General features: G+C 39.2%; 10 protein-coding genes. 2 read left to right on the top strand and 8 right to left on the bottom strand.

Annotated features, from left to right (window positions below):
• A partial coding sequence (locus tag H6F39_RS20510; RefSeq protein ID WP_206753556.1) for a hypothetical protein occupies window positions 1–187 on the top strand: 187 nt, incomplete at its 5' end.
• A 30-nt stretch (window positions 188–217) separates the two neighbouring features.
• On the opposite strand, the gene H6F39_RS14510 is transcribed toward H6F39_RS20510, so the two are convergent.
• From H6F39_RS14510 to H6F39_RS14495, 4 genes are all read right to left on the bottom strand, one after another.
• Window positions 218–1,702, bottom strand: coding sequence for a carotenoid oxygenase family protein (locus tag H6F39_RS14510; RefSeq protein ID WP_190396916.1), 1,485 nt, complete (start codon window positions 1,700–1,702; stop codon window positions 218–220).
• Window positions 1,703–1,727: 25 nt separating this feature from the next.
• Window positions 1,728–3,065, bottom strand: coding sequence for a folate/biopterin family MFS transporter (locus tag H6F39_RS14505; protein WP_190371711.1), 1,338 nt, complete (start codon window positions 3,063–3,065; stop codon window positions 1,728–1,730).
• 516 nt (window positions 3,066–3,581) lie between these two features.
• Window positions 3,582–4,130 (bottom strand): Uma2 family endonuclease, encoded by a 549-nt coding sequence (locus tag H6F39_RS14500; protein WP_190396915.1) that lies wholly within the window; start codon window positions 4,128–4,130, stop codon window positions 3,582–3,584.
• A gap of 271 nt (window positions 4,131–4,401) precedes the next feature.
• On the bottom strand, window positions 4,402–6,408 hold the full coding sequence (locus H6F39_RS14495) for a DUF4157 domain-containing protein (RefSeq protein WP_199290945.1): 2,007 nt from the start codon (window positions 6,406–6,408) through the stop codon (window positions 4,402–4,404).
• Window positions 6,409–6,519: 111 nt separating this feature from the next.
• Between H6F39_RS14495 and H6F39_RS14490 the strand changes: the two genes are divergently transcribed.
• On the top strand, window positions 6,520–8,622 hold the full coding sequence (locus tag H6F39_RS14490) for an ATP-binding protein (RefSeq protein ID WP_190396914.1): 2,103 nt from the start codon (window positions 6,520–6,522) through the stop codon (window positions 8,620–8,622).
• A gap of 197 nt (window positions 8,623–8,819) precedes the next feature.
• Here H6F39_RS14490 and H6F39_RS14485 read toward each other — a convergent pair whose 3' ends face one another.
• The 4 genes from H6F39_RS14485 to H6F39_RS14470 all read right to left on the bottom strand — a co-directional run bounded on the left by H6F39_RS14485 (window position 8,820) and on the right by H6F39_RS14470 (window position 12,084).
• On the bottom strand, window positions 8,820–9,032 hold the full coding sequence (locus tag H6F39_RS14485) for a hypothetical protein (protein WP_190371714.1): 213 nt from the start codon (window positions 9,030–9,032) through the stop codon (window positions 8,820–8,822).
• 4 nt (window positions 9,033–9,036) lie between these two features.
• Window positions 9,037–9,465 carry a hypothetical protein gene (locus H6F39_RS14480; protein WP_190396913.1) on the bottom strand — a complete coding sequence of 143 codons (429 nt, stop codon included), beginning with the start codon at window positions 9,463–9,465 and terminating at the stop codon, window positions 9,037–9,039.
• 88 nt (window positions 9,466–9,553) lie between these two features.
• The gene (locus tag H6F39_RS14475; protein WP_190396912.1) at window positions 9,554–9,772 is read right to left on the bottom strand and encodes a hypothetical protein; all 219 of its coding nucleotides are present in this window, start codon (window positions 9,770–9,772) and stop codon (window positions 9,554–9,556) included.
• 176 nt (window positions 9,773–9,948) lie between these two features.
• Window positions 9,949–12,084, bottom strand: coding sequence for a hypothetical protein (locus H6F39_RS14470; protein ID WP_190396911.1), 2,136 nt, complete (start codon window positions 12,082–12,084; stop codon window positions 9,949–9,951).
• Window positions 12,085–12,107: the final 23 nt, after the last annotated feature.

Here is a 12,107-nt window from a genome sequence, read left to right as displayed (position 1 = left end):
TTCCTCAATATGGGCTGCAACTATTTTTTCTCGGAGATCCACTGAATATGCTTTCATGACAGTATTATCTTTATTATTACTAACTGTACCTCATAACTTCGGAAACTGCTGTAATGATAAAACTCTTGTGGTGCGGGCATCTTGCCCGCACAAAGTGTACCTCATAAAAATGAAATCTGCTGTATGATGTTGTTGGGTTTCGTCAACCCAACCTACATTAAATGAATATTTCTGGTGTAAAACTCCCATGTAAACCGTAGGGAATATGATGTTTTAGACCTAGTTTTGCAATTCTACCTTTTGCCAAATTCTGAGCATCTAAAATCACTATCTCTGAACGATGATTTTCTGCGTTGTAAACTACAACTATAATCCAACCATCATCTTCTTGTTGAGAATGTGCGCGAGGAACAAAAATTGGTTCTCCTACAAATCCTCGCGGTGCTGTACTCCAAAGTTGTTTTGTTCCTGATTCTAAATCTACCTTAAAAATGGCTTGTAATGGTGCATTCAATGTTGATTGATGAGCCGCAGCACTGTATAAATAACGGTATGGTTTACCTACGTGACGTGGGTGCATAGCGGGAAATTCAGTGGTACGAGTATCTATTAACTGATTTTGGACTTGATTCTCTAATAAATTGAGATGAAATCTCCATATTTGGGGGGGTGAATTTTTATCAAAATCAGTTTTTCGATAATCGCTATTGGGTTCAACTTCCATTAATGATTCATAACAAATAGAATCAACGATAATTTCATTTTCTAGTTCAAAAGCATTAACATGATGGAAAATGAAACCTGCTTTGGTCTCTAAAATTTTGACTTTTTCCATGGGTGCTTTTGTGGTGCGAGGAATAATGATGATTTTTGTGGGTTGATTTTTTTCAACTTTAATACATTCCGCTGCACCACATATTCCTAAAGCAAAAGGTATGGGGTTAAATTTAACGGGATTTTGGAAAAAGATACAGTAATTTTCTGTAATTACAAAATCATGAATAAAACAAAAACCAGGAACTTGATGATTTTTTTTGCTGGTAACTTCTCCCTTGGTATTCAATTCAAAGATGGTAATTGTGGTTGATAATCCCGGTTTTATGGCAAAGTTAACTAATATCCCACGGGGATCAATTCGTGGGTGGGCGCTAAAGGCTTCTCCCTGGGACAAGACACCGTTAAAATATTCATTTCCTAAGGTTTCTAAGGTGTGAGGATTGAGTAAATAGGGTTCAGCTGCTTCCCATAATGCTAGGAGTTTTTTACCCCAATAAATAACGTTGGTATTGGCAATATTTTTGAGTTTAAAATCGAAAATATTAGCTAACCAACCACCGGGTTTTTGTGTGCCGAAAACCCCCCGATAAAGAATTTTTTTTGCTTTTTGTTCTGCTAAATAACCTGCTGTTTGTACAAATCGGTTACGAAAATGAGCGCGGCCATTGATAAATGTAATGCGGCTGATCATCCCGTCACCATCAAAAGGATGGTGTAATCTTTCTCCATTTATATCTAATAAACCTGATCCATTTCTAAATAATGTTCCTGCTAATTCTGGGGGTATTTCTCCTTCAATATCATCAATCCAATAGTCATATTCTTCGGGAAGGGATTCATATCCACCTTGCCAATCTTTGATGGTATAGGATTTTTCTACAATTTGGTTATCTTGTTGGTGATCTTGGGTTTCTAATGTTTGCATTTTTTCGGTTGACTATCCTGAAAGACTATATTGATGAACTATCATCAATTTCTATTGTACCATCTGGTAGCCAATTAATGAAAAATATGGGAATTAGAGAACTCAAGTTAGTAATGATGATTAGTAACCATAATAAATCAAATTGATTTTCTGTGATTCCTAACCATTTCATCATCATAGACCCTAACCAATAGGAAACTGTTCCTCCTAAATTAAATATAGACATTATTAAAGCAAAAAATGTGGCTTCTATACCGGGAGGACAAAGCTTTGTTGCCAATACTAGGACGGGCATAAATACAATTTGTCCAATCACGGTAATAACTAAATTATCACCTAAACTAAACCAATGATCATTTATTCCTAAAAGTCTGTTGGTATGAGTTACTAATAATAAGGTTGTCATTCCTAAAGCGGTGGATATAAGAATACCCCAAGTAAAGATAATTTTAAAGGAGATAGTTTTAAAGTAACGCTGAAAAGCCCACACTCCCACTAAAGAAGCAAAACTTGTTATTAATCTCACTCGTCCTAAAAATTCTGGTTGAAATTGTAGTTCGTTGGTTGTAAAATAGAAAAACGCTGATTCGGCATTTGGTGTAGCGTGCCAAACAAATATAAATACTGTTGGTAGTAAAACTGCTTTTTTTGTGATTGCTTGACGTATTTGTACTAATTGATATTTAATATGATCGTAATTGTTTTTTTGATCATCTTTGTTCATGGGTTTTTCTGTAATTAACCAAGCGACAAATGAGGTGATTATAGGAAATAATGCCGTGATTAAAAATACTGTACGAGTGGTAAAGTATTCTAAAAGTAGGCCGCTAAAGTAAGCTGTACATAAGCTACCAATGGCTGAAATAGCCCAGCAAAGAGATTGTAAAGAACCTAATTTTTCTGCTGATTCTGATCTGGCTCTTTCCACTACTATGGAATCAACTATCACATCACTAAGAGCAACGGAAAAAGAAGAAAGGAGAATCATCATTGTTGCAATTGAGCCACTATTAACTATTGTTCCTAAACTCAACCAAGCTGCACTACCGATAATTCCCGATAGGAATATATAAGTTTTTCTATGGTAGCCAAATAATGGTAAAATATCAGCAATAAAACCATATAATGGTTTAATCATCCAAGGTATGGTACTGATACCGATAATTGCGGACATTTGTACGGGACTTAATAACAATTCATCTTTGAGAAAAAAGCTAACAGCTAACCGGGATAACATTAATATCCCTTGGACAAAATATATAGTCAGAATTGCAATTAACTCAGGAGTAAGTTTATTTCCTAAAAGAATTTGCTCAATTAGTGAATCTTTAAGTTTTGGCAATTTGGCAGATTCATTTAACATTGAAATCAATATTTTTTAATTTTCATTTACTTCTATATCATATCGAGATTTTTAAAATATTGTCTAAATTGTCTAAATTGTCTAAATTGTCTAAATTGACCTTAATTACATTCCACAAATCTCAAAGCATATTTGCAAGGTTATAAACTATACTAAAATCCCTGTTTCTGCCCCTCTTTTACCTCTTCATTGTCTCAAAACAGACCTTTTGCCTCTCCTCGCAAGCAAGCAGGGCGTTTTCATTCTCGAAGGTAAAGAAGAAAAGAATAGTGATCTTTTCTTGATCAAATCAAAAAGAGATCACTAGTGTTTCAATTTTTAAATAGTGAATTGCTAAGTATCTTTTCCTTAACCTAACCTACAAGATCGGCGAACTGCTTGCAGCAGCGCAACGCTTACGCACTTTTTGGTAGGATGTGTTAGCGATCACGTAACGCACAAATATTAAGATCAAAATGCGCTGCTTTGGTACAAAAAACTGAAATTTTGGATGATAATTCTATTTAATCCAGATTTCTAAGCTTGTTGTTGGGTTAGGGCAATGATTGTCTCTACTGTAAAATCAGAAATGTTATCTAAAGTAGGAAGTTGATCATTTCCTGCATAAATTAGGGGTAATTCCTGTTTTTCCCAAACCCAAATTTGTCGGCGTTGAATGTCAATTAACCAGGCGAGTAGAGTTCCGTTACTTAGGCAATGCAAAATTTTACTTTGTAAATCTAACATACTTTGATTGGGAGAGCGAATTTCAATTAGCCAGTCGGGTGAACCTTGAAAGGGGCCATCTTCATCGGAAAGCCGATCCTGTTGAATGATAGCAATATCAGGAACAGGAGAAAGGGGCGGAACAATGCAACGGAGTTCTTGAATGGCTTCGTAGGATTGGGTTCGGTTGTTAATTTGGTTAACTAGGTTACGTTGAAGACGGGAATGAAAAAGGGTGGGCATCGGTTTTTGTTGGGCTTTCCCTTGAATAAACTCCCAGGCGGGTGAGCTTTCAATGTTGGGTTGTTGGAGAAAGGCTTCTAGGTTGTCTAAGGTGTTTGTACGAGGAGGAGATTGCATTGTAAATTTATGATTTTACTGATAGTTAATTTACAAATTATTTTTCGGCGATCGCCTTATAACTTTAGCCGATCTGTCGGGTGAAAAGTAGCCATCTTTATGTTGCGTTATATTATGTTGCCTTACATCCCACATTCTGCACCCGACAGGGGCAGCGATCGCACTTTTTGGTAGGGTGTGTTAGCGCAGCGTAACGCACCGATACCTCCCATACTTATGTTGCGTTACATTTCATTAACGCACCCGACAAGATCGGCGATCGCACTGTTTCTCATTTTGTTTTGTTACGCAAAGCCTCATTCTCAGAAAGCTTCGCTTCTATCAAATCTTTCTTCAGATTTCCCCACTCTACTGTATTAGAATTTGCGGGATTCGGGATGAACTGACCTACTAGAATGTCAACACCAGTAGAATCCTTGAGCCATAACCCCGATCCTTCAGGAACATTCATACGGCCTATATGATACTCTTGGTTAATCGTACCAAATGCGGTTTGTAATCTAGAGCTAGGCTTTGTCATACCCATATTTGTTAGCGGATCTTCCTTATTCTTCTTCTGGTCAGCCGTCAGTGTTGTCAACATACCCTGATCGACCTTGGCTCTGGCAATAAATTGAGTCAGAATCTCAATCTTTTTGGACAAGGAAGTAAGCATCTGGCCTGAATCCTTCGCTCCAGCTTTTTCTGCTAGTGTTTGCAATAAAACTGGATCACCAATAGTTGTTTGGATATCTAATAGCTTGTTCTCAGCCCAACTTTTGACGTTGCCGTGAACTGGTACTTTAACGTCAGCTAATTTATTCTCAGGAATTGCTATTTTCATATAAAAGACATTTGGCACAGCTTTAAGCGTCCGTCCTTTATCATCAGCAGCAGTATCATAGACATATGAGCTATGAGCATCTGCTTTTGCCATTGTTCCATCCGCCTTCAAAGTGCCTGCTTGATAACCTCCATAGTCAAGCCCAAAATTGGCAGTAGCTTCTTCCCCAGTAAGTCCTTGATCGTAGTTCTTCTCATGGGCAACTGACCCGCCCACTAATGTCCCCTGTTTATGATTCTGCTTGATTTCCAAAATAGTTTGGATTGTTGAGTCGGGAATGATTTTGTTGATTGTCATGCCAGGCAGTATGTATGACATAAACTTTGAGTTGACAACGATGAGATTCCACATCTGTTCATCTTGAAGATCTTGCCCGCCATTTGCTAACTCTAGTACGCTCGCCGAAGCAGTATCATCGTATTTGGTCAGTCTGACTAGATTCATTAAAGTCTGCGACATTACTTCAGGTGCTGCTTGACCTTCACCTGCTGTAAAATTATTAACATTTTCATTTCTTCCGTCCCCTCCTCGCGCAAGTTCCTCTGCCATCCCTTGACCATGCTTCTTACCAGCTACGAGTTTTTGCTGACTAGCTTTTGAGCCAATGTGTTTTTCTAACATAGCGATTACACTGGGATCAAATTTTCGCTGTAGGGATTGTGTGAATGCAGAGTTCGTATTAATTGATGTGGAGTTCTGTTCTACTTGACGCTGTACAGTCCCACCATTTTGCTGTACTACATGGGTTAACTCATGGGCAATCAGTTCCTGCCCACCCCGACTTCTTGGCTGATATTCCCCCCGCTTAAAAAACAAATCCTGCCCCGTCGTAAACGCCCGCGCACCCACAGCCCGTGTTAACTTATCCGCCTGTTCAGACCTATGTACCCGCACCCCACTAAAATCAGCCCCCATCGCCTCACCCATCTTCAACCGCATCTCAGGGGCTAACGGTTGCCCTCCCCCCCGCGCACGATTAATTTCCGATTCCAAATCGCTTGATACTTCCCCACCCGCGCTCATCTCTTTTCGTTGAATAGGAGCGATGGGCTTCAATTGTAATTCATCCTCATCTTCCTTTCGTTGGACAGACTGCCCTTCGGTTGATGAATTAGAAACAGGAGCATGGATTCGTTGCACCACCTGAGCCGCCACCCGATCCGCCTCTTGCTCATAGCGGTCATTCGCTGGCCCGACTGTTAATTTTGCTTGAATCGGAGCCAACTCCTGGGATAAACCCCGAAAACTCGGTTTCGCTTGGATCATTGACTGAATTTGACCCGATTGAGAAAAATCTGACGTGATTTGTTGCCTAAATGCTGCACTGGCTGCCCGACTGCCATAAACTTCCTGAAACTCATTAATCGGATCACGGACAGAAGCACGAGAAGCAACATTCGATACAGCTTGCTCTGCTTTAGATAGAGAATGCTTGTGAAGTCTCGTTTGCACCATGACTCTTTTCTCCCGTTATCTCAAAAAATTGATAAAAGCTGAATAATGTCCCTAATTTTAGCATTAAACTACTCAACAGCAGTTAAAATCTCAATATCTTAACCCAAATTAATGCTTCCCCATCTTATCCCCCTCCTGCAATGGTTAGACCAAAAACTTGAAACCGCGATCGCCAATCTGGATGACGCAGAAAAAACCGTTAACCCCTATCATGACCTGTTACAAATCACCCCAGAAACCGCCGAAAAAATAGTAGGAAAAACTCTGGATCAATCGTCTTTCGTAACAGAAGATAACCCGAATTTAGCGATCGCTGTTATTGCTGACACTCCCTTACATTGGCTACAAAAAACCTATCAATTAGATGATATTGAAATTAAAATCATGGCGATCGCTTTGGCTGTTGAACTCGATCGCAATTATGAAAAACTCTATGCCTATCTCCAGGACGATGTGCGAGCCAAAAGACCGACGGTTGATCTGGCTCTTAACTTAATTTGTGCGAATATTCCCGAAAAACTCACCTATCGCCGCTATTTCCAGCCGGACTCTACCCTCATACGCCATCGCTTGTTGCAACTCGTTTCACCTGTTGACCATAGTTCCCTACTCGCCCAGGAATTACATCTAGACCCGCAAATTACTCAATATTTATTAGAAATCCCTGGGCTAGATGCTCGATTTAAAGATTACGCCCTGATGATTGAACCTCAAACCGAATTTACTGCCCTAAAAAGTCCCCCAGGCTTACTCCGACTCATCCAAGACCATTGGCAAGCAAGCAAACCTCTAAAACTCTATTTTCAGGGTGGAGATTCCCTAGAAAAACAAACCCTGGTTCAATCCCTAGCCAATCAGATCAAAGCTTCCTTACTGATCGTTGATTTGCCAAAAATGATGGCGGCAAAAGTCAATCAAGAAACGGCTTTGTTTCTGCTATGGCGACAGGCTCAACTGCAACAAACCTGGCTTTATTTAGCGAATATCGATCCACTTTTTCAAAATACTGAAAATATCGCCTTTCAAGGTCTTTGTAGAGCATTAGGGGATTATCCCAGCCTGGTGATTTTGTCGGGGGAAATGCCTTTTCCCAGTAGTCCCTATCCCTTGGGTTTATTAACGATTCCCTTTACTCTGCCTGATTTTGAACAACGGCGGGATTGTTGGTTATCCCATTTAACGCCCCTGGGTATAATGTTAAACCCTGCCGAACTGGACTCTTTGAGCGATCGCTTTCGTCTCTATTCCCATCAGATCAGGAATGCGGTGGCAATGGCTAGTCAACAGATGCTCTGGGAAGGTTATCAAGACAAGGAATCTCAGGGGAAGGAGAAGCCTAAATCGAGTTATCTATTTGCGGCTGCGCGTGCGGAATCTGGGTATGCTCTGATTACCCTAGCCCGGAAAATTGAGCCAAAGTATGGCTGGGAGGATATTATTCTTGAGTCTAACCCCGCTCATCAACTCCGAGAACTTTGTAATCAAGCCAAACAGCATCATTTTGTCATGGAAACCTGGCAGTTTGGTGAGAGATTATCCCTGGGTAAAGGGTTAAATGCCTTATTTTCAGGTGCGCCAGGGACGGGAAAAACCATGGCAGCGGAAGTAATTGCTCAGGATTTACAGTTAGACTTATATAAAATTGATCTGTCTCAAATTGTTAGTAAGTATATTGGCGATACGGAAAAAAATCTTAGTCAGGTATTTGATGCGGCCACTAATTCTAATGCTATTCTCTTGTTTGATGAGGCTGATGCCCTGTTTGGTAAGCGTTCTGAAGTCAAGGATGCCCGCGATCGCTATGCGAATATGGAGACGAGTTATTTGTTACAAAAAATGGAAGAGTATGCAGGAATTGCGATTTTAACGACTAATTTTCGCCATAATTTAGATGAGGCTTTTACGCGCAGATTACGGTTTATTATTGAGTTTTCCTTACCGACTCAGGAGGAACGTCGTCGAATGTGGGAGCTTATGTTGCCGATGAATACGGCTATCTGTCAGGATTTAGATTTGGATTTTTTGGCTGGTCGTTTTGAGTTAACGGGGGCGGATATTCGCAATATTGCACTACGGGCGGCTTTTTTGGCAGCGGGGGATGAGAATCAGGACAACAGAGCGATCGCTATGAACCATATTATTAAAGCGATCCGTCTGGAATATCAGAAGCAAAACAAAATTTTAATGACGGGGGATTTAGGCGACTATACTTAGACAAATCTTTGTCGGATATACAGCAATTTCAGCTTGATTGAGGTACACTTTATGCGGGCAAGATGCCCGCACCACAAGAGTTTTATCATTAATATCTGTACTTCATAATACCGGGAACTGCTGTAATATATTATGTCCTTTTTCTGTAAGAGATCTAATGACAAACTGCCCTATTTTCATCGTCAAAATAAACAATTTTAGTTAATAATTTCTACGGGAGTTTCTTGAACGGGTTCTAAGGTTTCATTAACTCTGTTAATTTCTTCTTCTAGGATTTGAATTGCTCCACTAATTCGCAGTAATGTATCCCGCAGATTGGACTGTTTACTTTCTAGTTCTGTCATCATTTTTTGACCCGCTTCAAATTCGCTTTTGAGTTCGGTTAGGCGTTTTTCCAGTTGTTTTTTCATGGTGTTAGGTTGCTTTAACTTTGAGGTTGGTGGTCATAAATGTACCCGTCCCTGAATATTGGGGGGTAGCATCGGGGATTGGTCCGGCTGGTGTGGGTTGTTGGGCAGGAACAGCGACCTGGAATTTAGCGGTAAAAGTGGCTCCTTTGAGGAGGACGGGTTTACCACCTGATTTGGTTTTCGTTGCTTTTTGGTTACCTGCCAGAGATTGAATAGAAAGAATGCCCACACCAGGAATACTATATTGGGGGGTCATGTAGGGGCAACCAGGGACGATTACTGTTTTTTCGTCGCCATCAACACAAATCAGTTTACCGTTAATTTTACCTTTGCCTGTACCGATTAAGTCCCCTGGGCGGACTGTAACAATTGCCTGTCCAAAGGTGGGATTAAACATGACTTTATCCCCTGTGATCAAGATAAAATCAGACATTTTAAAATATTTTGAAGTGTTTGATCATCGTTTTTTAGCTTATTTCACACGGAATTTCCTCAAGAATCGTAGATATTTTGCCAATACTTTAGCCGTTATTTTCAATAATTGGATCGCCAAATTGTTTGGCTAAATCCTGTCTTAACCCTTGTCCAATATAAAGTTTTAATAGGGCTTCATCGGAGAGGTTTCGACTAGCGGCAATTTTTTTGAGAGAAGCTAAGGTGTCGGTCGGGATAGTTAGAGAGATTTGTTCTTGAGGACGAGGATGTAATTTTAGGGTGAATTCATTATCCAGATTGTTCATAGAAACATCATTAGATCTTACATTGCAAATTAAAGTTCACGGTACAACGATGAGTTGTTCAAACTTCAATTTTTTTGTTATTCTGCTAATGCCATCCAAGATTAACTAACGTCAAATAAGTTTTTTAGCCACAGATCCACATTGTATCACACAATCAAATTTGCAAGATGTTTATTCTAAAAGGGTAGTTCTAAAACTGTTGCATAAAACAAATCGTTAACATCAGTTGCTGTGTTAGCTCCTTTTTCAATTTTCAAAGTATGCTCACCAGCACTAATTGCAGTTCTAAAAATAACTGAGGTAGGCAATGATTTGTGAGAGTTAATTTCGTTGGTATATGCCTCAATAAATGCCGAGTTATTTTCATTATTATCTATTGTCAATTTAATGCCCATCAAAGAAACACTACTTACATATGTTGTTCCTGTAAATATAATGACCAAACTACCTCCTGATGTAGTGAATTTATCCGAAATAGGTAAAGGACCTCGCTTTCTATCAAAGACTTGGGTAACTTTGAATAGGCTGGAAATAATTTTATTTGTAACTGTTATCGTTCCAGTAACTTTTAAATCACCAAGAACTTCTAAATAATCCCATAATTTAACACAGCGACCTTTTGAGGTCTGTCTTCCGAGAATCATTAAAGCTCCAAACGTGGAACAATTTTCAATGGCAGCAAAACCCTCTGTGTTGCCAAAACCTGTATAAGTGTGATCAGTTTGCGTAAAATAAATATCCGAACCTCCTGCTGTCAGACTTCCAGTAACTTTTAAATTACCAGAAACCGTAACTTGTCCCGTTCCTTTTGGTTTCAAGCTTAAATCTTGATTAGCATTACTTCCCGCTGCATAAATGGTATTGAAGCCAAAACCAATTCCTTGACTACCATTGCTATGGCGAAATTCTACACCATCGCTATCACCATTAAAATCACCGGTTATGTATAAGCCTTTAACCGCTGTTGGATGAGTTCCAGTGCGAGAAGCTGAGGAAATATCTAACCTAGCAATTGGATTTACCGTACTACCAATGCCAACATTATTTGATGTATTGATCAGCAAAGGTTTATTGCCATGAGATTGAATCCAAGAATAATCTTGATGATAGCCTAATCGTAAATTAGAGGCATTAGTAGGTCCTAGAACTAAACTATCGGCGTTTAAAGCTCCTGTTACTGACAGATTTCCAGAAATAGTTCCAGAAGTAATTTTATCGGCTGATAAAGAAATAATTTTATCTGATGATAAACTATTATTAGCAATACGAGCAATATCTAACACCCCAGAATTAATATTGGTCGCATTAATATTACCTGTAATTGTGCCAGTAACTCTTAAATTGCCACTAACTTCTAGTTTTTCAGATGGGGTTTCTGTACCAATCCCGACATTGCCCGTAGGAGAAATTGTAAGTGCTTCAACAAGTTCACGGTTAGTAGTTCCCTGTTTTTGAGTTCTGATTCTTAGTCCAATATTTCGATTTGAAGTATCATTTCTGGCTTGGAGGTAAGCAAGATTATTAGTGTGATATTCTTTAAGTTGTATATTACCAGATAGATCAATCTGTGCTGAGCTACCAAGTTCTGCTCCAACTTGTAACAAAGTGCCTGAAGATCCAGGAATAGTTAATGTTCCAGAAGTAATTTTATTTGCTGATAAATTAGGAATACGATCAACAGCTAATACTCCAGAATTAATATTTGTCGCATCAATATTACCTGTAATTGTTCCCGTTACCGTTAAACTACCATTTAAAATCGCTACGTTAGGATTAGCATTTCCTCCTGATCGCAGAGTTAAATCATTGCCAGTCGCATTAGGCAAAAAGATGCCTGAATAACTACGAACAGTTAAATCTAACGTCAGAACATTATTAACAATAGAAATTTTAGCTAACTTCACACCATCATTGGGAGTTGTAGCCGCAAAACCAATGGTTGGGACTTCTTGCCAGCGAGTGAAGTCTTCTTGTTGTTTAACCTGTTTTTCTTCTTTATAACTAATATATAACTCTCCATTCGTCAGGGGAGCAAACTGAGAAAAAGAAGTATCCTTTTTCAGGATAATTAAATCTCCATTGCTATTAATAGCAGATCCAGATTTTATTTGGACTTCTTGCTTATCCTTGATCACCTCTACTTCCAATCCTTCAACAAGGCCTGAAACATGAAGACTTTGCCGATGATATTTTTGGCGGTCAATTAGATATTTTTGTTCAACCTCAAAATCATCTTCTAATAAAAATTGACCAGGGAAATAGTTAGGGCGGGCATCAACAAAGTTGGTAAAATCGGTTTTTGATTTGGGCATGGCTTGACTCCTTAAAAATGAAT

It is taken from the genome of Dolichospermum sp. FACHB-1250 (assembly GCF_014696335.1).
GTDB classification, from domain to species: Bacteria; Cyanobacteriota; Cyanobacteriia; order Cyanobacteriales; family Nostocaceae; genus Dolichospermum; species Dolichospermum planctonicum.
The sequence above is the reverse complement of the archived record's forward strand: the minus strand, read 5'-3'. Positions and strand labels throughout refer to the sequence as shown.